The sequence below is a fragment of the Nonomuraea fastidiosa genome, assembly GCF_042751225.1.
Lineage (GTDB): Bacteria > Actinomycetota > Actinomycetes > Streptosporangiales > Streptosporangiaceae > Nonomuraea > Nonomuraea fastidiosa.
The window spans coordinates 4,529,076-4,551,717 of the sequence record NZ_CP170570.1; the positions used below are offsets into that span (position 1 = coordinate 4,529,076).

Sequence of the window (22,642 nt, forward strand, 5' to 3'; positions counted from 1 at the left end):
CTGTTGTCGGAGTTCGCCCAACCCTGCTGGTCAGTGCGGGCACGACGAGCCCGAACCCCGTGAGCCCCGCGCAAGGCGCGACGTCAGGTCAGCGTAAGCCGTTGCAAGCGCTTGCGCTGAAGGCCGTATAGTTTGCGCATGACACGACGACTCGCAGAGGTGGCCAAGAAAGTCGGAGTGAGCGAGGCGACCGTGAGCCGCGTGCTCAACGGCAAGCCCGGGGTGTCCGACGCGACCCGCGAGGCGGTGCTGACGGCGCTCGACGTGCTCGGCTACGAACGCCCCACCCAGTTGCGCGGCGACCGGGCCAGGCTCGTCGGCCTGGTGCTCCCCGAGCTGCAGAACCCGATATTCCCCGCCTTCGCCGAGGTCGTCGGCGGCGCGCTGGCCCAGCAGGGCTTCACCTCGGTGCTGTGCACCCGCACCGTCGGCGGCGTCTCCGAGGCCGACTACGTCGATCTCCTGCTCCAGCAGCAGGTCAGCGGGGTGGTCTTCGCCGGCGGCCTGTACGCCCAGGCCGACGCCTCCCACGGGCACTACGAGCTGCTGCACGAGCGCAAGCTGCCCACCGTCCTGGTCAACGCCGCCGTCCAGCACCTCGACTTCCCTCAGGTGTCCTGCGACGACGCGGTGGCCGCCGAGATCGCCATCGCCCACCTGCGGGCGCTCGGCCACGAGCGCATCGGCATGGTGCTCGGACCCAAGGACCACATGCCGTCGCGGCGCAAGCTGGAGACCTTCCTGGCCTCAGGCGGCGACCCCGAGCTGGTCGAGCACACGATGTTCTCGCTCGAAGGCGGCCACGCCGCCGCCACCCGCCTGGTCAGGCGCGGCGTCACCGGCGTCGTCTGCGCCAGCGACCTGCTCGCGCTCGGCACCGTGCGGGCCGCCCGCCGCGCCGGGCTCGCCGTCCCCGCCGACGTCTCGGTCATCGGCTTCGACGACTCCGCGCTGATGAACTGCACCGAGCCCCCGCTCACCACCGTGCGCCAGCCCATCGACGCCATGGGACGCGCGGCCGTGGACCTGCTGGTGGCCCAGATCGATAAGGCCGTCGTCCCCGCCGACGAGCTGCTGTTCGAGCCCGAGCTCGTCGTCCGCGCCTCCACGGCCCGCGCCAAGGTCTGAGAGCCCGCGTGACGGAGTCTCCTCCGCCCCTCCACAAAGCGTGCCAAGCTCGGAGAGCCTGCGTGATGCAGTCGTTATCTTGCAATATGAAGTCGAAATCTTGCGCCCTTCCGTCGAGGAACCTATGGTGTGGGCACCTCGCATCAAGAAGGGTCCAACCATGCAGAGATCCACCGGACTCCTGCTCGTAACCGCGTTGAGCCTCACGGCCACCGCATGCGGCTCGGGTGACGAGCCCGCCTCGTCCGCCGGCGGCGCCTCGGCCGTGTCGATCACGGTGGCCTGCCAGCCGGCCAAGTCCGCGCCCAAGGAACGCAAGGCGTGGGACGACGACGTGGCCACGTTCATGAAGGAACACCCTGGCGTGACGGTCAAGAGCACGGACCAGCAGCCGTGCTTCGACCCCAAGACCTTCGGTCCCAAGCTCGCGGGCGGCCAGATGGAGACCGCGTTCGTCGTGCCGATGACCAACTACGACGACGTGATCTCCAAGGGTCAGGCGCTGGACATCACGCCGTACACGAACCTCATCAAGAACTGGGACGACCTGCGCGCCGACCACAAGGAGCTGCTCACCAAGGACGGCAAGGTCTACGGTGTCCCCAACGTGCACTACAGCGTCGGCCTGGTCTACAACCGCGCGCTCTTCCAGAAGGCCGGGCTCAACCCCGACGCCCCGCCGAAGACCTGGGCCGAGGTGCGCGAGGCCGCGAAGAAGATCGCCGGGCTGGGCCCCGGCTACGTCGGCTACGGCGAGTACTCCGGCGGCAACACCGGCGGCTGGCACTTCACCCAGGCGCTCTACGGCCGCGGCGGCGACGTGCTGACCCCCGACGGCAAGCAGGCCGCCTTCAACTCCCCCGAGGGCAAGGCCGTGCTCCAGACCCTGCACGACATGCGCTGGGTGGACAACAGCATGGGCACCAAGCTCCTGGTCGGCTGGGAGTCGCTGATGATGGCCATGGGCAGCGGCAAGGTCGGCATGATGCTCGGCGCGCCCGACGTGATCACCGACGTGGTCACCAAGTTCAAGGGCGACGTCGACGACTACGGCATCACCGGCTTCCCCGAGGCCAAGGCGTCGCTGAGCGGCGGCGAGGCGTTCATGATCAACCCGAAGGCGACGCCCGAGCAGGCCAAGGCCGCGCTGCAGTGGCTCGACTTCCGCTACAACACCGTCGGCAAGGGCCGCTTCGACTTCGCCCGCGGCAAGGCCATCGGCAACCCGGTCGGCGTGCCGGACAACGCGGTGTACGGCGACTCGCTCACCGGCAAGGCCATCCAGGCCGAGCGGGAGAAGAACGCGACGCTGCCGGTCGCCAACTACGCGTCCTACGTGGAGGCCGCGGGCAACGTCCCGCCCAAGGCCGAGCCGCTGCATGCCCAAGAGCTGTACGCCATCCTCGACGTGCCGATGTCCGGCGTGCTGAGCCGCAAGGACGCGAACATCGACCAGTTGCTCGCCGACGCGGAGAAGAAGGCGAACGCGCTGCTGGCCTCCAAGGGCTGACCTTTCATGCGGATTCTCCGGCGCAACCTGACGGCCTACGGGTTCCTGTGCGCGGCGCTGTTCTGCTTCACGGTGTTCGCCTGGTATCCGATGGTCAGGGAGTTCATCCTGAGCTTCCAGAAGACCGACCTGATCAACGAGCCGGTCTGGGTCGGGTTCGACAACTTCAAGACGGCGATCTCCGACCCGGCCTTCGGTGAGGCCTGGCTCAACACCCTGGAGTTCACGCTCCTCGCGCTGCTGTGCGGCTACGCCGTGCCGTTCGTCGTCGCGCTCGTGCTGAACGAGCTGCGCCACGCCCGGGCCTACCTGCGGTTCGTGGTCTACCTGCCGGTCATGTTGCCGCCGATCGTCTCGGTGTTGCTGTTCCGGTGGTTCTACGACCCGGGGCCCGGGCTGTTCAACCAGGTGCTCGACGTCTTCGGCCTGCCGCCGCTCGCCTGGCTCGACAGCTCGTCCACCGCGCTGATCAGCCTGGTCATCGTCTCGACGTGGATGAACATGGGCAGCGCGACGCTGATCTACCTCGCCGCGCTGCAGAACATCCCGCCCGAGCTGTACGAAGCGGCCGAGCTCGACGGGGCCGGCATCGTCAAGCGGATCAGGCACGTCACGATTCCGCAGACCAGGATGATCCTGCTGCTCATGCTGATGCTCCAGATCGTGGCGACCATGCAGGTGTTCATCGAGCCGTACATGCTGACCGGCGGCGGGCCAGAGAACGCCACGATCACGGTGGCGTACCTGATGTTCCAGAACGCGTTCACGCTGCAGGACTACGGCTCGGCCGGGGCGCTCGGCATGATGCTCATGATCGTGCTGCTCGTCTTCGCCGCCTTCCAGCTCAGACTCACCAGGGAGGACAAGGCGTGATCTCCATCGGAGCCCGGGCGGCCGCCCGGCGCGACCGGGGCGGGAACAAGCGCGCGCCGAAGCCGATCGAGGTGCAGTTCCGCACCATCGTCTCGCCGCACCAGCTCAACAGCAGGTGGGGCCGGCGCATCTACTGGCTCGTGCTGGTCTCGGTGCTCGTGCTGTTCACGCTGGCGTTCGTCTTCCCGCTGTACTGGATGGCGACCGGCGCGCTGAAGACACCGGAGGAGCTGGCGCAGATGCCGCCCACGCTCTTTCCCGCCGACCCGTCGCCGGAGGCGTTCTTCGAGGCGTGGGACCTGTTCGACATCGGGACGCTGCTGTTCAACACCGCCTACTACTCGCTGGGCGGCTGGGTGGTCTGCATGGCCGTGGACGTGTCGGCGGCGTACGCGCTGTCGAAGCTGCGGCCGATGTTCGGCGGCGTCATCCTCGGCATGATGCTGGCCACGCTGATGATCCCGGCGATGGTGGTGCTGATCCCGCTGTACGTCACGGTCGTCGACCTCGGCCTGCTCAACAACCCGTGGGCGCTGTGGCTGCCGGCCGCGGCCAACGGCTTCAACATCTTCCTGCTCAAGCGCTTCTTCGACTCGATCCCCAGGGAGCTGATCGAGGCGGCGCAGATCGACGGGGCGGGGGCGGTACGGACCCTGCTGTCGGTGGTCCTACCGGTCTCCCGGCCCATCCTGGGTGTGGTCTCCATCTTCACAATCGTCACCTCGTTCAAGGACTTCGTCTGGCCGCTGCTGGTCATGACGGACAGCGAGAAGATGACGATCAGCGTGGGCCTGTCGCAGACGGCCGGGGCCGTCACCCAGAACCAGGTCATGGGCGGGCTGCTGATCACCAGCATCCCCATGATCATCGTTTTCTTCATCTTCCAACGGCACATCATGGCGGGCCTGACCGCCGGAAGCATCAAGGGATGAGCGCATGTCGCAAACGTGGTGGCGGGGGGCCGCGATCTACCAGGTCTACCTGCGGAGTTTCGCCGACGGGAACGGCGACGGCGTCGGCGATCTCGCCGGCCTGCGCTCCCGCCTGCCGTACCTGAAGGACCTCGGCATCGACGCCATATGGCTCAACCCGTGGTACCCGTCGCCGATGGCCGACGGCGGCTACGACGTGGCCGACTACCGCGACATCGAGCCGGTCTTCGGGACGCTGGCCGAGGCCGAGCAGTTCATCGACGAGGCGCACGGGCTCGGCATCAAGGTCATCATCGACGTGGTGCCGAACCACAGCTCGGTCGAGAGCGCCTGGTTCAAGGAGGCCCTGGCGAACCCGGCGGCCCGCGACCGGTTCTGGTTCGCCGACGAGCCGCTCAACGACTGGCAGTCGATCTTCGGCGGCCCGGCGTGGACGCAGGTCCCCGACGGCCAGTGGTACCTGCACCTGTTCGCCCCGGAACAGCCCGACTTCAACTGGACGAACCCCGAGGTGCACCGGGAGTTCGAGGACGTGCTGCGGTTCTGGTTCGAGCGCGGCGTGGACGGCTTCCGCATCGACTCGGCCGCCCTGCTGATCAAGTCGGACACCGCGTACGAGGATCTCGACGAGGTGCACGACGTCTACCGCAGGTGGCGCAAGATCGCCGACGAGTACGGCGGCCGCGTCCTCATCGGCGAGGTCTGGCTGCCGGACCAGGAGCGCTTCGCCCGCTACCTGCGCCCCGACGAGCTGCACACCGCGTTCAACTTCGACTTCCTGTCCTGCGCGTGGGACCCGCGCGACCTGCGCAGGTCGATCGAGCTGACGCTGGCCACGCACACCCCGATCGGCGCCCCGCCCACGTGGGTGCTGTCCAACCACGACGTGACCAGGCCGGTCACCAGGTACGGCCGCGCCGACACCTCCTTCGCCCACGGCGGCGCCCTGCACGGCAGCCCGACGGACCTGGAGATCGGCTACCGCCGCGCCCGCGCCGCCGCGCTGCTCGCGATGGCGCTGCCCGGCTCGGTCTACGTCTACCAGGGCGAGGAGCTTGGCCTGCCCGAGGTGGAGGACCTGCCGGACGAGGTGCGCCAGGACCCGATGTATCGCCGCTCGGGCGGCAAGAACCCGGGCCGCGACGGCTGCCGCATCCCGCTGCCGTGGTCGGGTGACGAGCCGCCGTTCGGCTTCGGCACCGGCACGCCGTGGCTGCCGCAGCCGGAGAGCTGGCGCAAGCTGACCGCCGAGGCGCAGCGTACGGACCTGGGTTCCATGCTCAACCTCTACCGGTCGGCGCTCGCCATCCGCAGGGAGCTGCTCGGCGACGGGACGCTGACCTGGCTGCCGATGGGGGAGGAGGTGCTGGCCTTCACCCGCGACTCGGGCCTGACCAGCGTCACGAACCTGGGCGCCGCACCGGTCGCGCTGCCGGAGGGCCGGGTGGTGCTGGCCAGCGGCCCGCTGGAGGACGGCCTGCTGTCCACCGACACCACGGCCTGGCTGACCGCCTGAGCAGCCGGCGTCGCGGTCCGGCTCGACCGCCTGAGCCGGCCGTTTCAAGCGGCTGCCTGACCGCCGCCGCGCCCATGCTCCCGTTACGATCGGCGGCATGGCACGGCTGCGTCGGACACCACCGCAGGACCTGGACCCCGAGGCCCGGGCGCTCTACGACTCGATCACCTCGGGGCCGCGCGGCCGGTTCATGGTGGACGAGCATGGCGGGCTCACCGGGCCGTTCAACGCCATGCTGCTCAGCCCGCCGGTCGGCGACCCGCTGCAGCGGCTCGGCGCGGCCATCCGCTACCGCTCCACGCTGCCCGACCGGGCCAGGGAGCTGGCGATCCTCGTGGTGGCCGGGCACCAGGACAGCGCGTTCGAGCAGGCCGCGCACGAGCCGATCGCGCGCGAGCTGGGCTTCACCGACGAGCAGCTCGCCGCCCTGCGCGCCGGCGACGCGCTCCGGCTCGACGACCCGGTGGAGGCGGCGGTGCTGCGCGTCGCCCGCGCCCTGGTCACCAAGGGCGACCTGGACGACGAGGAGTACGCGCTGCTGGGAGAGCGCGAGCTGTTCGAGCTGACCACGCTGGTCGGCTACTACACCACGCTCGCGCTCCAGCTCCGCGTCTTCCGCGTCTGACCGCGATACGGCCCGGCGATAGCCGGGTTTCCGGCGCATGGCGGGGCAGGGGAGAAGATCCCAGCGGTCCGGCGGTGGGGCGGTCCGCGGCGGTCCGGCGGTGGGGTGGTTCGGCGGTGAGGCGGTCAGCGGGTTTCGCCGGTCGGGTCGCGGAGCCAGGCGTCCAGCGCCGCGCGGGCCTCACCGGCCCGCTCGGGGAACCGCAGCGCCCAGAGCAGCACCCACAGCGTGCCCTGCAGGCCGCGCGCCGCCAGGCACGCCCGCAGCAGCGGATCCTCCGGGTCGGCGCCGTACGCGCGCACGGCCGCCCGCCCGTCCAGCCGCCTGGTGCGCAGCAGGCAGGCGAGGTCCCACGCCACGGGCGCGGCCATGCACTCCTCGAAGTCGTTCCACCGCAGGCCACCCGGCGTCGCCAGCAGGTTGCCCGGGTGCGCGTCGCCGTGCACGACCTGCGCCTGCGCCGCCGCGCCGGAGAACCGCTCCGCCAGCTCGGCGTGCGCCTCGCGCAGCCGCGCCAGCGTTCCGGGGTCGAGGGTCGCCGAGAGCAGGTCGAGCAGCCGCAGCGGCTCGTCCAGCACGGGCCCGAGCAGCGGCAGCCCGCCGGGGTGGCCGCGCAGCGCGGTGTGCAGCTCGGCCAGCATGCTCCCGAACGTCGCGGGCGTCACCTCGCGCTCCGGGTCGTGCTCGGCGTACGCCCAGAAGGAGAGCGTCACCCCGTCGCGTACGTGCGGCCCAGGCGGCAGCAGGTCGCTGGGCGGGACCACCGGCGCGCCCGCCTCGGCCAGGAACGACACGACGGAGAGCTCGCGCGCCAGCGCGTCCTGCGGGCGGGCCCGGCCGAGCGCGGTGACGGTGGGCACCCGGGCCACCACGGGCGCGGGCCGCAGGTGGACGCGGACGTTGAACGAGTCGTTGAGCACCACGGGCTCCCGCACCCGCACCCCGTGCTCCTCGGCCACCGCGACCGCCGCCGCCACCGCCGCCTCGGTGGACACCGGAACGGCGGCCACGGCCGCATCGGCGGCCCCGGGCACAGCGGCTTCCGGCACGGCCGCACCGCCTCCTGGCACGGCGGCACCGCCTCCTGGCACGGCGGCACCGTTGTCCCGCACGGTCACCTCGGACATCTCGCCGTTCAGGCCGACTCCCTGATCACCAGCTCGGTCGGCAGGATGACCGGGTCGGTCGGCCCGCCCTCGAACAGGTTGAGCAGCAGGCGCACCATGGCCGCCGCCTGCTCCGCGATCGGGTGGCGGAGCGTGGTCAGCGGCGGCTCGGTGTATTTGGCCGCCTCGATGTCGTCGAACCCGACCACCGCCACGTCGTCCGGCACCCGCCGCCCGGCCTGCCGCAGCGACTGCAGCGCCCCCACCGCCATGAGGTCGTTGGCCACGAACACCGCGTCGAGCTCGGGGTCGTCGCGCAGCAGCTGCCGCATCGCGACGGCCCCCGACTCGCGGGTGAAGTCGCCGACGGCCACGATGGAGCGCCGGTCGGAATCGCGCAGCACGTTGCGGTAGCCGGCCAGGCGGTCCTGACCGGCGATCATGTCCTGCGGCCCGGCGATGGTGGCGATCCTGCGCCGCCCGCTCTCCACCAGGTGGCGTACGCCCGCCTCGGCCCCGCCGACGTTGTCGTTGTCGACGTACGGGATGTCGACCGGCACCGCGGGCCGCCCGTAGGAGACCACCGGCACCCGCAGCCGCGACAGGGCCGACGGCAGCGGGTCGGCGCCGTGCATGGACAGCAGCATCACGCCGTCGACGTGGCCGCCGGCGATGTAACGCTCCACCCTGGCGTGGCTCTTGGGCGAGGACACCAGCATGAGCACGACCTGCTTGTTGACGGCCTCCAGCTCCACCGACGCCGACCTGATCGCGGTGGAGAACATCGGGTCCTCGGAGAAGACCCGGTTGCCCGGCTCGCTGACGACCAGGGCGATCGAGTCGGTGCGCTGGGTGACGAGGCTGCGCGCGGCGGAGTTGGGGACGTAGCCCAGCTCGTCGATCGCACGCAGCACGGCGTCGCGGATGTCGGGCGCGACCGTCGTCTGCCCATTGACGACGCGGGAGGCCGTGGCGCGCGAGACACCCGCCCGGGCGGCGACCGCCTCCAGGGTCGGGCGTCTCATGACTGCACCGATAGGAAGACCACGGTAAAAATCTACAGGCCGTTCCTGACGATCACGTCCCTGTACCAGAACGCGCTGTCCTTGGGCAGCCGCTCCTGGGTGGCGTAGTCGACGTGCACGATGCCGAAGCGCCGCCGGTAACCCTCGGCCCACTCGAAGTTGTCGAGCAGCGACCAGACCAGATATCCGCGCAGGTCGACGCCCGCCTCGATGGCCCGGTGCACCTCGCGCAGGTGCCCGTCCAGGTACGCCACCCGGTCGTCGTCGTGCACCCTGCCGTTCTCGACGACGTCGTCGAAGGCCGCGCCGTTCTCAGTGACCATGAGGCCGACCTGCTTATAGTCCTGCGAGAGCCGGATGAGCAGGCGGGACAGGCCGTCGGGGACGATCGGCCAGCCCATCGCGGTGGTGGGCGCGTCGGCCTCGGCGAACCTGACGCCCTCCGAGCCCGGCCACGCGGGGTCGGCGGGCAGCCCGGGACCGGCCTCGACCACGCACGGGTTGTAGTAGTTGATGCCGATCAGGTCGAGCGGTGCGTTGATGAGCGCGAGGTCGCCGTCCCGGATGTGCGCGGTGCCGCCGTTGCGCTCGGCCGCCGCGACGACCTCGTCCGGGTACCTGCCGTACACGGCGGGGTCGAGGAACTGCCGGGTCAGCAGCGCGTGGACGCGGTCCACCGCGGCCGCGTCCTCCTCGCTCGCCACCGCCGACGGGTCGTTGACCTGTGCGGGGGTGAGCACGGGCGCGGAGTTGACGACGAGCATCACGGCCCCCGCACCAGAATCGCGCAGCCGCCTGGCCGCGAGCCCGTGGCCGAGCAGCAGGTGATGGGCCGAGCGCAGGGCCTCGGCGGGGTCGCGGCGGCCCGGCGCGTGCACGCCGTTGCCGTAGCCGAGGAACGCCGACACCCACGGCTCGTTGAGCGTGGCCCAGTTGCGGACACGGTCGCCGAGCCGGTCGTGCACGACCTGGGCGTAATCGGCGAATCGGTACGCGGTGTCGCGATCGGTCCACCCGCCCCGGTCCTCGAGCGCCTGGGGGAGATCCCAGTGGTAGAGGGTGATGTACGGCGTGATGCCCGCGGCCAGCAGCTCGTCCACGAGCCGGTCGTAGAAGGCCAGGCCGCGAGGGTTGATCGCTCCATGGCCGTCCGGCTGGATGCGCGGCCAGGCCACCGAGAACCGGTAGGCGCCCAGCCGCAGCTCCCGCATCAGGGCGACGTCATCGCGGAAGCGGTGATAGTGATCGCAGGCGACGTCGCCGGTGTCGCCGTCGGCCACGTTCCCGGGGGTGTGGGAGAAGGTGTCCCAGATCGACTGGCCCCGCCCGTCCTCCTTGACCGCCCCCTCGATCTGATAGGAGGCCGTGGCGGCTCCCCAGACGAAGTCCTCGGGAAAGATCATCCCTTAACAGCTCCTTGCATGATTCCGCCGATGATTTGCTTGCCGAACAGCGCGAAGACGGCCACGAGCGGCAGCGTGCCGATCGCGGTGCCCGCCAGGCCGAGCACGTAGTCGTTGACGTAGCCGCTGGCCAGCGTCGACAGCGCCACCTGCACGGTCGGGTTGTCCGGGGTGAGCACGACCAGGGGCCAGAAGTAGTCGTTCCACGCCGACATGAACGTCAGCATGCCCAGCACCGCCGCCGCGGGCCGCGCGGCGGGCAGCACGACGTGCCAGAACAACCCCCAGGTCGTGCAGCCGTCCACCCGGCCGGCCTCCAGCAGCTCGGTGGGCAGCGCGCGCTGGAGGTACTGCGTCATGAAGAACACGCCGAACGCGTTGACCAGCGCGGGCACGATGAGCGCGTAGTTGGTGCCGGTCCACTCCAGCTTCACCATGAGCATGTAGAGCGGGATGATGCCGAGCTGTGCGGGGACCATCATGGTCGCGACCGTGATCACCAGCATGATGTTCTTGCCCCTGAAGCTCAGCTTGGCGAAGGCGAACCCGGCCAGCGTCGAGAAGAACATCACCGCGATCGAGATCGAGCCGGCCACGATGACGGAGTTCAGCAGCGCCAGCCCGAACGGCACGGTGTCGAAGACGCGGGCGACGTTGGCGAAGAAGTTCCCGCCGGGCAGCAGCGGCGGCGGCACCTGGGCCAGCGCGGAGTTGTGCCTGGAGGCCACCACCACGCTGTAGTACAGCGGGAAGGCCGAGAAGAACGCCACCGCGATGAGGGTCAGGTAGCGCAGCCTCATACCAGACCGCCCTTCATGCGACGGGTGATGAGGAAGTTGATGCCGGCGACGATCACCACGGCGACGAACATCAGCCAGGAGGCCGCGGAGGCGTAGCCGAAGTCGAACGTCGAGTTCGCGAAGCCCTGCTCGTAGACGAACAGCGCCAGCGTCTGGAACTGCCGGTCGGGCCCGCCCGTCGCGATGCCGCCGCCGCTGCCGCTGCTCTGGCCGAACAGCATCGGCTCGGCGATGATCTGCATCGCGCCGATCGTCGAGACGATGACCACGAAGATGATCGTGGGCCTGATCATGGGGATGGTGATGCGGCGGAGCTGGGTGAAGCTGCTCGCGCCGTCGAGGGTGGCGGCCTCGTACAGGTCGCGCGGCACGGCCTGCATGGCCGCGAGGAAGATCAGCGCGTTGTACCCGGTCCAGCGCCACATGATCATCACTGAGAGCGCGACGTGCGAGGTGGCGGTGCCCGCCGCCCAGTCGATGTGGCCGACGCCGAACCAGGACAGGATCCAGTTGATCAGGCCGAAGTCCCGGCCGAAGAGCTGACTGAAGATCACGACCACCGCGACGACGCTGGTGACGTTCGGCAGCAGCAGCGCCACGCGGAACAGCGTCTGGAACCGCAGCCGCCTGTTGAGCAGGTGCGCCAGCCAGATGGCCAGCGCGAGCTGCGGCACGGTGGACAGGATCCCGATGGACAGGGTGTTGAACGTGGCGTTCCAGAAGTAGGAGTCGCCCAGCAACGTCGTGTAGTTGCCGAGGCCGATGAACTCCTGCGTCTCCGACAGCAACGTCCACTCGTGCAGGCTCACCCAGGCCGTGTAGACCAGCGGGAAGAGCCCGAAGGCGCAGAACAGCAGGAAGAAAGGGGCCACGTAGGCGTACGGCGACACCCTCATGTCGAGGGTGTGCCGCACGCTGCGCCTACGCCTCTGCGTGACCGCGAGAGGAAGAGAGCTCATTTGATCTTCTTGACGTCCTGGAGCACCTGGGCCCACGCCTCGTCGGGCGTCTGCTTGCCCTGCTCGACCCGGCCGAGGCCGTTGCCGATGACGGTCCGTACGTCGGCCTCCTTCGGGCCGAGGTGCTGCGGCTTGAGCGCCTTGGCGGCGTCGGAGTAGATCTTGCCGATGGGGGCGTCACCGAAGAACGGCTTGGTGAAGTTCTGGATCGACGGGTCGTCGTACAGCGACGGGATCGACGGGAACGTGCCCTCCTCCTTGAAAACCTTGGCCTGGTTCTCCTTGGAGGTGAGGAAGTCGATCAGCTCGGCCGCCTCCTTGGGGTGCTTGCTCTGCTTGGGCACCATGAGGTGCGAACCGCCGCTGTTGCCCGAGCCGCCGGGGACGGCCGCGATGTCCCACTTGCCGGCCGAGTCCTTGGCCTGCTCCTGGATGAAGCCGGTCATCCAGGCGGGGCAGATGATCGTGGCGAACGAGCCCTTGGCGAAGCCGGTGTTCCACGGCGGGGAGAAGGCGGCCAGCTTGGCGGTCAGGCCCTCCTGGGTGAGCCGGTTGGACAGGTCCCAGGCCTTCTTCACCTCGGGGTTGGTCTCGACGATGATGTTGTCCTGCTCGTCGTACAGGCCGACCGGGGCCTGGTTGACCATGGCGCGGAAGATCTCACCGGGGGAGTCCACGAACTTCGCGCCGGGCACGTTCGCCGCGGCGAACTTCTTGCCGGTCTCGATGTAGTCCTCCCAGGTCGGCCAGAGCGCCGAGACCTTGTCGCGGTCGTCGGGCAGCCCGGCCTTCTTGAACAGGTCCTTGCGGTAGCACATGGCCAGGCCGCCGACGTCGGTGCCGAGGCCGAGCACCTGCTGCCCGTCCTTGCTGAGGCCCTGCTGCCACTTCCAGTCGAGGTACTCGGACTGGCGCTTGTCGAGGCCGTACTGCTTGAGGTCGACGAACTTGCCGGGCTGGGCGGTGAAGGTGCTGATGTAGCCGACCTCGACCGCGACGACGTCCCCCGCACCCGCGTTGGTGGCCAGTCGCTTGACCAGGTTGCTGTGGTGGTCGTTGAACTGGGTGACGTTCTCGACGATCTCGATGTTCGGATGCGTCTTCTTGTATTCCTCGTAGAGAGGCTGGAAGCCGAAGTCGCCGAACAGGTCGACGGTCAGCTTGATCTTCTCGCCGGGCTTGGCGCTCGACTCGGCCGCGGTGCCTTCGCCTCCGCCGCCGCAGGCCGTCGCCAGTGCGAGGACGGACGCGGTGAGCAGGGGCAGGCCGAGCCGCCGGATGCGAGGGGCCATCGAAACCCTCCTGGGTCTCCGTGCAAAATGGTGACTGAGAGAGCGCTCTCTCAAGAGATTCGCGGCGCTCACATGGCTCTGTCAACGGAGGTTACATAACGATGGTGTTATTCGAGAGAGCGCGATCTCGCGAGGTCAGCGGGGTTTCGCAGCTCGCGTGCGACGGAACCGGTTCAGCCGGTGAGGGCGCGGCCGGCCATCCTGGCGTACATGCGGCCGGGGCTCGGGTCGGTGGTGAGGAAGCCGGGCAGCATGGGCAGCCCGACCGCGAACGGGTCGAGCCGCTCGTACAGCTCGTCGGCGTCGGCGGGGCGGTCGTCGGGCTTCTTCTCCAGCAGTTGCGCGAGCAGCTCGCTCAGTGGCTCGGGCAGCCCGGGAATGGTCGGAGGGCGCTCCTTGACCTGCTTTTCGAAGACCACGTAGTCGGTCGGCCCGGTGAAGAGCTGCTCGCCGGAGAGCATCTCGTGCAGCACGCAGCCCAGCGAGTACAGGTCGCTGCGCGGCTCGGTGATGCCGTGCTGGATCTGCTCGGGCGCCATGTACGCCGGCGTGCCGAGGATCTGCCCGATCCTGGTGAAGGTGGTGACGTCGGGCTCCCTGAGCATCGCCAGGCCGAAGTCCAGCACCTTCACGCTGCCGTCGGGGCAGAGCATGAGGTTGGTCGGCTTGAGGTCGCGGTGGCAGATCGACAGGGCATGCGCCGCCGACAGCACCGCGCACGCCTGCGCCGCGATCGCCGCCGCCCACGGCACCGGCAGCGGCCCGTGCTCGTGCACCACGTCGGCCACGGTGACACCCTCGATGAACTGCATCACCTGGTAGAGCCGCTGCTCGTGGGTGCCGAAGTCGTAGAGCACGGGGGCGCCGGGATGCTCCAGCCTGGCCAGGATCCTGGCCTCCCTGATGAACCGGCGCTCCAGCTCGTTGTCGGGCCCGCTGGGCAGGCGCAGCAGCTTCACCGCCACCCTGCGGTCGAGGTGGCGGTCATGGCCCGCGTAGACGGCGCCCATGCCGCCCTGACCGAGAGGAAGGTCGTCGAGCTCGTAGCGGTCACCGATGACCATAAACCCCCTCTCCCGCAGCCTTCCGGAGAAAACTACACCGTCAGGACTGCGGGTGCAGGTGGCCGTCGGCGAGGCCGTCGAGACCCAGCCGGATCAGCGTGTGCCCCAGCGTGGAGGTCTCGCGGATGGCGTCCTCCAGCACGGCCAGTTGCCGGAACGCCGCGCCGTACGCCTTCTGCTCGCGCAGCGACAGCCGGGGCAGCTTGGTGCGGCGTACGTCGAACCTGCTGGAGCCGGTCGTCACCCGCCCGCCGGCGGCCCGCAGGAACCCGGCGAGGAAGTCGGGGTCGAGCCTGCGTCCGTCCACGCGGTAGAGCGTCAGATGGGGACCTAGCACCGCGCCGCCGTCGGCCATCACGCGTACGGCGGAGTAGGAGGCCACGACGTCGCCCGGCTTGATCGGGACCAGGCCCTGCTGCATCGTCGTCGAGCCGGACGGCGCGCCGCCGTTGAGCAGGTCGTCGGAGGTCAGCACCGGGATGTCACCGCCGTCGGCGGCCATCTTGGGCGGCGCCTGCGAGGCCGTGACCAGGCCCTCCTTGATGAGGTCGCCGAGCGTGGTGGCGGGCTGGTCGAGCGGCTGGTCGAGCACCTTGAGGTCGGGCGGCGGCACCGCCGTGGCGGCGAGGAAGCGGTCGCGCGCCTCGGCGAAGGCCCGGCCCACGTCGTCGCGCCGCTGGTGGCGGGCCGGGGTCATGTCGACCTCGTCGGCCAGCAGGTCGATGATCCGCACGGTCTGGTCGCAGCGGTCCTCCATGTACGCCTGCCAGGCCGGCTCGACCGCCGACAGGTCGGCCGTGGCGTCGAGGATCAGCACCTCAGACGGCGGGCGCTCACCTGCCGCCGGGCGGCGCAGCAGCCACAGGTCGCTGCCCGGCAGCGCCACGACGGCCCGCAGCGCGCCCGCGCGCAGCAGGTTGGCGCGGATGCGGCGGCCCGCCTTGCGGCTGGCGGCGGCCGGCGGCATCAAGATGGCCACAAGGCCGCCCGGCTTGACGTGGGTGAGGCAGTGCTGGACCCAGGCCAGCTCGGGCTCGCCCCTGGGCGGCAGGCCGTACTCCCAGCGCGGGTCGCCGGTCAGCTCCTCATAACCCCAGGCCCGCTCGCCGAACGGCGGGTCGCACACCACCGCGTCGGCCCGCTCGCCGGCGAAGCCGTCGCGCCGCATGGAATCGCCCGGCACGATCGTGGCCTCGACGCCGCGCAGGCGCAGCCGGGAGGCGGCGATGGCGGCCGAGGTCTCGCTGAGCTCCTGGCCGAGGATGCGCGAGGCGCGGCTGGAGGCCAGCAGCAGCGTGCCCACGCCGCACGCGGGGTCGAGCACGGTCGCGCCCTCGGTGCCGACCAGCCGGACCATCAGCCCGGCGATGTCGTCGCGGGTGACCGAGAGCCGGCGCGAGTGCGCTTCGAGATAACGCTCACACAGGAACTCGTACGCGCGCAGCGGCCCGAGCTCCCTGCCCAGTTCGAGTATGAGGTCGGTCAGCTCGGGATCGAGCGTTACGGGGCCGTCGTGACCTGCGCTTTCACCGCCGGGACCGGCGTCGGGCGACGGGCTCTCGCCGTCGCCCGCGACCTGGGCCGCCCTGGTCAGCAGCGCTCCGGCCTGGGCCACCAGCTCGCCCAGATGCAAATCTCCCGCCGCTTTCAGGCGTTGCCAGGCACGATCTCCCAGGGAGACCTGGTAGGACTTCCCATAGCGACGTAGCCATGACTCGACCTGCCGCAGCGAGAACAGCGGCTGATTGGCGGTGCCGCCGATGGGCTGGGGGAAGTCGTCGTGGCGACGGCGCCAGTTGCTCACCGCGGCCCGCCCGACGCCGGCGAGCCGGGCGATGTCCCCGGCGTTGACGGTCGGGTCGTGGCTCATGGAGCCCACAGTAGTTCACAGGAGTCTTCAGCGCATCTGCTTGTGAAGTCTTTCAACCAATGATTTACTGCAGGGTATGAAGCACAACATCCGCTATGCCGCCGGATCAGACGTGGGCCGCCGCCGGGAGCAGAACGAGGACTCCGGCTACGCGAGCGGCCGGTTGCTCGTGGTGGCTGACGGGATGGGTGGACACGCGGCCGGCGAGCTGGCGAGCTCGGCGGTGATCGCCGTCATGCGCGAGCTGGATGCCACGCTTCCCGAGACGGGCTCCGACCTTGAGGCGGCCCTTGAGGGCGCCGTGCACGAAGCGGGGCGCAGGCTGGTCGAGCTGGCCGACATCGACCCGGCGCGCAGAGGGATGGGCACCACGGTGACCGCCATGCTCTGGGACGGCTACCGCTTCGCTCTGGCTCATCTCGGTGACTCCCGCGGATATCTGCTTCGCGACGGTGCTCTCTACCAGATGACCAAGGATCACACACTCGTGCAGTCGATGGTGGACGAAGGGCGGATCACGGAGGACCAGGCCGCCGTCCACCCCCGCCGGTCGATGGTGCTGCGCGTCCTGGGCAGCGAGGGCAGGGCGGAGCCGGACATGGCGCTGCGCGAGGCCGAGCCTGATGACCGCTACCTCCTTTGTTCCGACGGGCTCACGACGGTGCTCGGGCCCGAGGTTCTGCACGAGGTCCTGACCACGGTGGCAGAACCTGCGGCGGCCGTCCAGCGGCTCATCGATCTCGCCAACGAGGGCGGCTCGCCCGACAACGTGACCGTGATCGTGGCCGACGTGGTCGCGCCGGGCGCGGGCGATGTGAACGTCTACCGCGTGGGCGCCGGCTCCTAAAAGACGTAGTAGGCCGTCACATCCGTCCCGGGAGCAACACAACCGAAATTTCGGCTCATAGGACGACACTTTCCAGGTGACCCGCGCGCTTCCGCGATGGCGCTACTACAGTCCATCGTGATTCGCCTGTCTTCTGGGAGGAGTCACTCTGGACCCGATCGCGGACAAGCTGCTGAAGACGGTTCGGCAGGAACTCGGATACAAGGAGAAGAAGGGCCAGTACACCAAGTTCGGCCAGTGGTACGCCGATCGCGTCCAGGACAGCCAATACCGCGACGCGCCGTGGTGCGACATGTTCCTCGCCTGGGCCGCGAACAAGGCCGGCGTCTCCGAGTACGTCGGGGAGTTCGCCTGGACGCCCTCCCACGCCGCCTGGTTCATCCAGAAGGGCGCGTGGAGCAAGAAGCCGGAGCCCGGCGCGCTCGTCTTCTTCGACTGGCGCGGCGGCAAGAGCTACAAGGGCATCGACCACGTCGGCATCGTCGAACGGGTGGCCGGCAAGAAGATCCACACCATCGAGGCGAACGTCGACCGCGTCTGGCTCAAACGCAAGGTCAGAGAGACCGACAAGGTCGTCGGCTACGGCATTCCGCGCTTGGTCAAGGCCAACGCCGATCTGAACGAGATCCGCTCGACCGAGCAGCCCTTCATCTCGCCGCCCAGATCGCAGACGGGGCAGGGCTCGCCGCTCGACTTCTTAGGCACGCCGGTCGCGTTACTGGCCGCGATGGTGCTCACCACGATCGTCCTCTCCCTGCGGCTGACCCGCCGCCGCGGCGCACACCGCCGGCTCTCCTGGCCGTGGTTCGCGCGTTCCCGCTCCTCCTCCGCTCAAGACGTACGGCGCGTCCCGACTCCCAGGAATCCCTTCGCGGGCGAAAGTCCCCCGAGCGCAGGCCCGCCGGCTCCCGGCCCAGGACCGCGGCGCCGCCCCAGACCTTCCAGACGTCCCAGATCGTCCGGCCCGCCCAGGCCGCCCGTCCCAAGCCGCAGAGCGCCCCGCAGGCCGCCCGTCCCGCGCGTACGCGGGTCGCCGCCGGATCCGTGCCCGAGCCCGCCTCCAGGCGGCGCAGGCCGTACGAGCGGAGCTGAGGCCCGGTCTGAAGGCCCCGCGTCAGGCCGTCAGATCGATCACCGCCTTGACGTCCTCGGCCGGCTCGAACGCCTCCAGCGCCCGCGTCAGCGGCACCCGCCGGGTGATGAGCCGTCCCAGCCACTCCCTGTCGGCCTCCGCCAGAGCCGCCGCCGCGGCCCGGAAGTGCCGCAGGTTCGCGTTCACCGTCCCGAAGACCACGTCGTTCTCCAGCACGATCTCCCGGTTCATCACGCCCGCGTCCACCCGGTGCGCCCGCCCGCCGGGAGCCAGGCCGCACAGGCACACGATGCCGGCCGCCGCCGTGGTCGTGAGCGAGTCGATGACGAGCTGCCCGGCCCCGGTGCACTCGATGATGATGTCCGGCTTGGCCTCTCGGAAGTCCTCCAGCGTCGAGGACGAGTGGTAGATCGCGCCCAGCTCCTCTGCCAGGCTCGACTTGAGCCCGTGCGGTGAACGGTCGAGCACGTGCACCTCAAGGCCGCGCTGCCGCCCGAGCAGCGCCGCCAGCAGCCCGATCGGCCCGGCCCCCGTCACCAGCAGCGTGCGCGGCTCGAACCAGGCCCGCGAGCCGATCCGCTCGATCTGCTCCCACGCCTTGGCCACCACGGAGGCGGGCTCCACCAGCACGCCGAGCTCGCCCAGGGCGGGATCGACGCGGACGGCGTAGGCGGCCTCGATGGTCCACAGCTCGCTGCCGAAGCCGTCGAGCTCCTTGATGCCCCGCTCGGTGTAGCGGCCGTTACGGCACATGTCGAACTCGCCGCGCCGGCACGCGCCGCACGGCTCGGGGTCGGGGCGGCGTACGACGCCCACCACCAGGTCGCCGGGCGAGAACGCCGAGCCGTCCGGCGCGCGCAGCACCCGGCCGAGCGACTCGTGCCCGATGACCATCCGCTCTTCGCCGGGCGGCGGCCAGCCGTAGTCGCCCTCTGCCAGCTCCCTGTCGGTCCCGCAGATGCCCAGGGCGAGACCCTGGACGAGCAGCTCGCCCTGGCCGGGCTCGGGGTCGGGCACCTCCCGCACCTCCAGCGTGCCCTTGCTCCCCGGCACGAACGTCAGCGCGCGCATCGCGTCACCTCCTGCCAGCCCCTTACCCCGGACACTGTCGGGAAATAGTAGGACGTCCTAGTATCAAGAAAGTAGGACGTCCAATTATCTGGGGGAGAAGCCTCCACGAAGGAGTGATCAGGCGTGCACGTCCCGGTACACCCCGTCCGCTTCGTGACCGCCGCGGCCCTGTTCGACGGGCACGACGCGGCGATCAACATCATGCGGCGCATCCTCCAGGCCCAGGGGGCCGAGGTCATCCACCTCGGGCACAACCGCTCGGTCGACGAGATCGTCACGGCCGCCATCCAGGAGGACGTCCAGGGCGTGGCGATCAGCTCCTACCAGGGCGGGCACGTCGAGTTCTTCACCTACCTGGTCGAGCTGCTGCGCGAGCGCGGCGCGGGCCACATCAAGGTGTACGGCGGCGGCGGTGGCGTCATCGTCCCCGAGGAGATCGAGCTGCTGCACTCGCGCGGCGTCGCGCGTATCTTCTCGCCCGAGGACGGTCAGCGCTACGGCCTGCCCGGCATGATCAACCAGCTCATCCAGGAGTGCGACGTCGAGCTGGGCGACCCGCCGCAGGCCGAAGCCGTGATGGCGGGCGACCAGGCGGCGCTGGCCCGCGCCATCACCCTCATCGAGAGCGGCAGGGCCCCCGCAGAGCTGCTGGAGGGCATCAGGAACGCCACCGACCGCCGCGCGCCCGTCCTCGGCATCACCGGTACGGGCGGCTCCGGCAAGTCCTCGCTCACCGACGAGCTGGTCCGCCGCTTCCGCATCGACCACGACGACAAGCTGCGCATCGCGATCATCGCCATCGACCCCACCCGCAGGCGCGGCGGCGGCGCGCTGCTCGGCGACCGCATCAGGATGAACAGCCTGGGCCCGCAGACCTACTTCCGCTCGCTGGCCACCAGGGGCGCCGCCAACGAGGTGCCCGCCTGCATCGACGACGTCATCGCCGCCTGCCGGGCCGCCGGCTATGACCTGGTGATCGTCGAGACGCCCGGCATCGGCCAGGGCGACGCGGGCATCGTGCCGCACGTGGACGTGCCGATCTACGTCATGACGCCCGAGTTCGGGGCGGCCTCGCAGCTCGAGAAGATCGACATGCTCGACTTCGCCGAGGCCGTGGTGATCAACAAGTTCGAGCGGCGCGGCGCCGAGGACGCCCTGCGCGACGTGCGCCGCCAGCTCGTACGCAACCGCGAGGCGTTCGGCGTCTCGCCCGAGGACATGCCGGTCTTCGGCACCATCGCCGCCCGCTACAACGACACCGGCGTCACCGCCCTCTACCACCACCTCAAGCCGCTGCTGCCGACCGGCGCCTCCGGCCCCGGGCTGCTGCCCAAGGTCGAGGGGCGCACCTCGAAGGTCGCCGAGGCCATCGTGCCGCCGTCCAGGAGCCGCTACCTGGCCGAGATCGCCGAGACCGTGCGCGCGTACCACGCGGAGACGCGGGCGCAGGCCGAGGTGGCTAGGCGCAGGCAGCAGCTCGCCGCCGTACGCGAACTGCTGGGCGAGGACGCCCCCGAGTCGGGCCGGCTCGCCGAGCTGGCCGAGCAGGCCGAGCGCGAGCTGAGCGACGAGAGCCGCGCGCTGCTCGACGCCTGGCCGGGCATCAAGGAGCGCTACTCCAACGACGAGCTGGTGGTGAAGATCCGCGACCGGGAGATCCGCACGCCGCTGTGGCGCGAGACGCTCTCCGGCAACCGCATCCCCCGGGTCGCCCTGCCGCGCTACACCGACCACGGCGAGCTGCTGCGGTTCCTGCGCGGCGAGAACCTTCCGGGCATGTTCCCGTTCACCGCCGGCGTGTTCCCGTTCAAGCGCGACGACGAGGATCCGACCAGGATGTTCGCCGGCGAGGGCGACCCGTTCCGCACCAACAGGCGCTTCAAGCTGCTCTCGGAGGGCCAGCCCGCGACCCGGCTGTCCACCGCGTTCGACTCCGTCACCCTGTACGGCCACGACCCCGACCCGCGGCCCGACATCTACGGCAAGGTCGGCACCTCCGGCGTCTCCATCGCCACCCTCGACGACATGAAGGTGCTCTACGACGGGTTCGACCTGTCCGCGCCCAACACGTCGGTGTCGATGACGATCAACGGCCCCGCGCCGACCATCCTCGCCTTCTTCCTCAACACCGCCATCGACCAGGCCAGAGACCGCTTCCGCGCCGAGCACGGCCGCGAGCCCGACGAGCGCGAGGACCGTGAGCTGCGCGCCCGCACCCTCGCCACCGTCAGGGGCACCGTGCAGGCCGACATCCTCAAGGAGGACCAGGGGCAGAACACCTGCATCTTCTCCACCGAGTTCTCGCTGCGGATGATGGCCGACATCCAGGAGTGGTTCATCCGCAACAGCGTCAGGAACTTCTACTCGGTCTCCATCTCCGGCTACCACATCGCCGAGGCGGGGGCCAACCCGATCAGCCAGCTCGCGTTCACGCTGGCCAACGGGTTCACGTACGTGGAGGCGTACCTGGCCAGGGGCATGAAGGTGGACGACTTCGCGCCCAACCTGTCGTTCTTCTTCTCCAACGGCATGGACCCCGAGTACAGCGTGCTCGGCCGGGTGGCCCGCCGCATCTGGGCCATCGCCATGCGCGAGCGGTACGGCGCGGGCGAGCGCTCGCAGAAGCTGAAGTACCACATCCAGACCTCCGGGCGGTCCCTGCACGCCCAGGAGATGAACTTCAACGACATCCGCACCACGCTGCAGGCGCTCATCGCCATCTACGACAACTGCAACAGCCTGCACACCAACGCCTACGACGAGGCCGTCACCACGCCGTCGGCCGAGTCCGTGCGCCGCGCCATGGCCATCCAGCTCATCATCAACCGCGAATGGGGCCTGGCCAAGAACGAGAACCCGCTGCAGGGCTCGTACATCATCGACGAGCTGACCGACCTGGTCGAGGAGGCGGTGCTGGCCGAGTTCGAGCGGCTGTCCGACCGCGGCGGCGTGCTCGGCGCCATGGAGACCGGCTACCAGCGCGGCCGCATCCAGGACGAGTCCATGCTGTACGAGACCCGCAAGCACGACGGCTCGCTGCCCATCATCGGCGTCAACACCTTCCGCAACCCCGCCGGCTCCGACGACTCCGATCCGCACAAGCTGGAGCTGGCGCGCGGCACCGAGGAGGAGAAGCGCTCCCAGCTCGAACGGCTGCGCGCCTTCCACGAGCGGCACCGCTCCGAGGCGCCCGCCCACCTCGCCCGGCTGCGCGAGGCCGCCATGTCGGACGGCAACGTCTTCGAGGTGCTGATGGAGGCGGTCAGGCACTGCTCGCTCGGCCAGATCACCGACGCCCTCTTCGAAGCCGGCGGCCAGTACCGCCGCAACGTCTGACCGCACCCACCCCGGCCCGGCCCGGCCCACCCCTGCCCGGCTTGCGCCGCCCGGCTTGCGCCGCCAGGTCCGCCCGCCCCTGTCAGCGCCGCCCGCGCCGACCGGGGCGGTGCGCGGGCTCTGATCAGGGGCGTTCGCGTGGACCGGTTTGCGGCGTTGGCGCGGGCCGGAAAGGGTGGTGCGCGTAGGGTC

General features: G+C 70.0%; 19 protein-coding genes and 1 pseudogene. 10 read left to right on the top strand and 10 right to left on the bottom strand.

The genetic code is table 11. The features are described 5' to 3' along the window. The first annotated feature begins 138 nt into the window (after positions 1-138). The 6 genes from ACFMQL_RS21125 (at position 139) to ACFMQL_RS21150 (ending at position 6,584) form a co-directional block, all read left to right on the top strand. Positions 139-1,128 carry a LacI family DNA-binding transcriptional regulator gene (locus ACFMQL_RS21125; RefSeq protein WP_364060753.1) on the top strand — a complete coding sequence of 330 codons (990 nt, stop codon included), beginning with the start codon at positions 139-141 and terminating at the stop codon, positions 1,126-1,128. Positions 1,129-1,288: 160 nt separating this feature from the next. Beyond that, positions 1,289-2,638: an extracellular solute-binding protein gene (locus ACFMQL_RS21130; protein WP_364060756.1), complete on the top strand. Its 1,350-nt coding sequence runs from the start codon at positions 1,289-1,291 to the stop codon at positions 2,636-2,638. Between the two features lie 6 nt (positions 2,639-2,644). Continuing rightward, complete coding sequence (locus tag ACFMQL_RS21135) at positions 2,645-3,511, top strand: sugar ABC transporter permease (protein WP_364060760.1); 867 nt, start codon at positions 2,645-2,647, stop codon at positions 3,509-3,511. Continuing rightward, positions 3,508-4,443, top strand: coding sequence for a carbohydrate ABC transporter permease (locus tag ACFMQL_RS21140; protein WP_364060763.1), 936 nt, complete (start codon positions 3,508-3,510; stop codon positions 4,441-4,443). The genes ACFMQL_RS21135 and ACFMQL_RS21140 overlap by 4 nt, the downstream gene beginning before the upstream one ends. A gap of 4 nt (positions 4,444-4,447) precedes the next feature. Beyond that, positions 4,448-5,959 (top strand): glycoside hydrolase family 13 protein, encoded by a 1,512-nt coding sequence (locus ACFMQL_RS21145; protein ID WP_378786727.1) that lies wholly within the window; start codon positions 4,448-4,450, stop codon positions 5,957-5,959. Between the two features lie 97 nt (positions 5,960-6,056). Further along, on the top strand, positions 6,057-6,584 hold the full coding sequence (locus ACFMQL_RS21150; protein ID WP_378786728.1) for a carboxymuconolactone decarboxylase family protein: 528 nt from the start codon (positions 6,057-6,059) through the stop codon (positions 6,582-6,584). Between the two features lie 125 nt (positions 6,585-6,709). Here the strand turns inward: ACFMQL_RS21150 and ACFMQL_RS21155 are convergent, their stop codons facing one another. The 8 genes from ACFMQL_RS21155 to ACFMQL_RS21190 form a co-directional block, all read right to left on the bottom strand. After that, positions 6,710-7,633 (bottom strand): phosphotransferase, encoded by a 924-nt coding sequence (locus tag ACFMQL_RS21155; protein WP_378786730.1) that lies wholly within the window; start codon positions 7,631-7,633, stop codon positions 6,710-6,712. Between the two features lie 86 nt (positions 7,634-7,719). Then, positions 7,720-8,715: a LacI family DNA-binding transcriptional regulator gene (locus ACFMQL_RS21160; protein ID WP_364060774.1), complete on the bottom strand. Its 996-nt coding sequence runs from the start codon at positions 8,713-8,715 to the stop codon at positions 7,720-7,722. A 32-nt stretch (positions 8,716-8,747) separates the two neighbouring features. After that, positions 8,748-10,118 carry a GH1 family beta-glucosidase gene (locus ACFMQL_RS21165; protein WP_378786732.1) on the bottom strand — a complete coding sequence of 457 codons (1,371 nt, stop codon included), beginning with the start codon at positions 10,116-10,118 and terminating at the stop codon, positions 8,748-8,750. Continuing rightward, the gene (locus tag ACFMQL_RS21170) at positions 10,115-10,918 is read right to left on the bottom strand and encodes a carbohydrate ABC transporter permease (RefSeq protein WP_364060780.1); all 804 of its coding nucleotides are present in this window, start codon (positions 10,916-10,918) and stop codon (positions 10,115-10,117) included. Before ACFMQL_RS21170 ends, ACFMQL_RS21165 begins: the two co-directional genes overlap by 4 nt. Beyond that, positions 10,915-11,877 carry a sugar ABC transporter permease gene (locus tag ACFMQL_RS21175; protein WP_364060783.1) on the bottom strand — a complete coding sequence of 321 codons (963 nt, stop codon included), beginning with the start codon at positions 11,875-11,877 and terminating at the stop codon, positions 10,915-10,917. Before ACFMQL_RS21175 ends, ACFMQL_RS21170 begins: the two co-directional genes overlap by 4 nt. After that, a complete protein-coding gene (locus ACFMQL_RS21180; protein ID WP_378786734.1) occupies positions 11,874-13,169 on the bottom strand; it encodes an extracellular solute-binding protein in 1,296 nt (431 codons plus the stop codon). The genes ACFMQL_RS21175 and ACFMQL_RS21180 overlap by 4 nt, the downstream gene beginning before the upstream one ends. A gap of 173 nt (positions 13,170-13,342) precedes the next feature. After that, positions 13,343-14,233: a serine/threonine-protein kinase gene (locus ACFMQL_RS21185; RefSeq protein WP_364060789.1), complete on the bottom strand. Its 891-nt coding sequence runs from the start codon at positions 14,231-14,233 to the stop codon at positions 13,343-13,345. Between the two features lie 40 nt (positions 14,234-14,273). Next, positions 14,274-16,103: a class I SAM-dependent DNA methyltransferase gene (locus tag ACFMQL_RS21190; RefSeq protein WP_378786736.1), complete on the bottom strand. Its 1,830-nt coding sequence runs from the start codon at positions 16,101-16,103 to the stop codon at positions 14,274-14,276. 76 nt (positions 16,104-16,179) lie between these two features. Between ACFMQL_RS21190 and ACFMQL_RS21195 the strand changes: the two genes are divergently transcribed. Both ACFMQL_RS21195 and ACFMQL_RS21200 read left to right on the top strand, forming a co-directional pair. Beyond that, positions 16,180-16,950 carry a protein phosphatase 2C domain-containing protein gene (locus tag ACFMQL_RS21195; RefSeq protein ID WP_364060795.1) on the top strand — a complete coding sequence of 257 codons (771 nt, stop codon included), beginning with the start codon at positions 16,180-16,182 and terminating at the stop codon, positions 16,948-16,950. Positions 16,951-17,122: 172 nt separating this feature from the next. Further along, a pseudogene (locus tag ACFMQL_RS21200) lies at positions 17,123-17,464 on the top strand (CHAP domain-containing protein); the annotation flags it as partial. Positions 17,465-17,529: 65 nt separating this feature from the next. Here ACFMQL_RS21200 and ACFMQL_RS21205 read toward each other — a convergent pair. Continuing rightward, positions 17,530-17,688: a hypothetical protein gene (locus ACFMQL_RS21205; RefSeq protein WP_378786738.1), complete on the bottom strand. Its 159-nt coding sequence runs from the start codon at positions 17,686-17,688 to the stop codon at positions 17,530-17,532. A gap of 63 nt (positions 17,689-17,751) precedes the next feature. Here ACFMQL_RS21205 and ACFMQL_RS21210 point away from each other — a divergent pair, with 63 nt between their 5' ends. Continuing rightward, positions 17,752-18,042 (top strand): hypothetical protein, encoded by a 291-nt coding sequence (locus ACFMQL_RS21210; RefSeq protein WP_378786740.1) that lies wholly within the window; start codon positions 17,752-17,754, stop codon positions 18,040-18,042. A gap of 22 nt (positions 18,043-18,064) precedes the next feature. Here ACFMQL_RS21210 and ACFMQL_RS21215 read toward each other — a convergent pair whose 3' ends face one another. Further along, positions 18,065-19,114: a glucose 1-dehydrogenase gene (locus ACFMQL_RS21215; RefSeq protein WP_364060798.1), complete on the bottom strand. Its 1,050-nt coding sequence runs from the start codon at positions 19,112-19,114 to the stop codon at positions 18,065-18,067. A 123-nt stretch (positions 19,115-19,237) separates the two neighbouring features. Here ACFMQL_RS21215 and icmF point away from each other — a divergent pair, with 123 nt between their 5' ends. Then, entirely contained in the window at positions 19,238-22,450 is a 3,213-nt protein-coding gene (gene icmF / locus ACFMQL_RS21220) for a fused isobutyryl-CoA mutase/GTPase IcmF (RefSeq protein ID WP_364060801.1), read from the top strand. Positions 22,451-22,642: the final 192 nt, after the last annotated feature.

Coding starts and splice junctions, on each gene's coding strand:
- ACFMQL_RS21125 (WP_364060753.1), top strand. CDS start 139: ATGACACGACGACTCGCAGAGGTGGCCAAGAAAGTCGGAGTGAGCGAG.
- ACFMQL_RS21130 (WP_364060756.1), top strand. CDS start 1,289: ATGCAGAGATCCACCGGACTCCTGCTCGTAACCGCGTTGAGCCTCACG.
- ACFMQL_RS21135 (WP_364060760.1), top strand. CDS start 2,645: ATGCGGATTCTCCGGCGCAACCTGACGGCCTACGGGTTCCTGTGCGCG.
- ACFMQL_RS21145 (WP_378786727.1), top strand. CDS start 4,448: ATGTCGCAAACGTGGTGGCGGGGGGCCGCGATCTACCAGGTCTACCTG.
- ACFMQL_RS21150 (WP_378786728.1), top strand. CDS start 6,057: ATGGCACGGCTGCGTCGGACACCACCGCAGGACCTGGACCCCGAGGCC.
- ACFMQL_RS21160 (WP_364060774.1), bottom strand. CDS start 8,715: ATGAGACGCCCGACCCTGGAGGCGGTCGCCGCCCGGGCGGGTGTCTCG.
- ACFMQL_RS21165 (WP_378786732.1), bottom strand. CDS start 10,118: ATGATCTTTCCCGAGGACTTCGTCTGGGGAGCCGCCACGGCCTCCTAT.
- ACFMQL_RS21170 (WP_364060780.1), bottom strand. CDS start 10,918: ATGAGGCTGCGCTACCTGACCCTCATCGCGGTGGCGTTCTTCTCGGCC.
- ACFMQL_RS21175 (WP_364060783.1), bottom strand. CDS start 11,877: ATGAGCTCTCTTCCTCTCGCGGTCACGCAGAGGCGTAGGCGCAGCGTG.
- ACFMQL_RS21180 (WP_378786734.1), bottom strand. CDS start 13,169: ATGGCCCCTCGCATCCGGCGGCTCGGCCTGCCCCTGCTCACCGCGTCC.
- ACFMQL_RS21185 (WP_364060789.1), bottom strand. CDS start 14,233: ATGGTCATCGGTGACCGCTACGAGCTCGACGACCTTCCTCTCGGTCAG.
- ACFMQL_RS21190 (WP_378786736.1), bottom strand. CDS start 16,103: ATGAGCCACGACCCGACCGTCAACGCCGGGGACATCGCCCGGCTCGCC.
- ACFMQL_RS21195 (WP_364060795.1), top strand. CDS start 16,180: ATGAAGCACAACATCCGCTATGCCGCCGGATCAGACGTGGGCCGCCGC.
- ACFMQL_RS21215 (WP_364060798.1), bottom strand. CDS start 19,114: ATGCGCGCGCTGACGTTCGTGCCGGGGAGCAAGGGCACGCTGGAGGTG.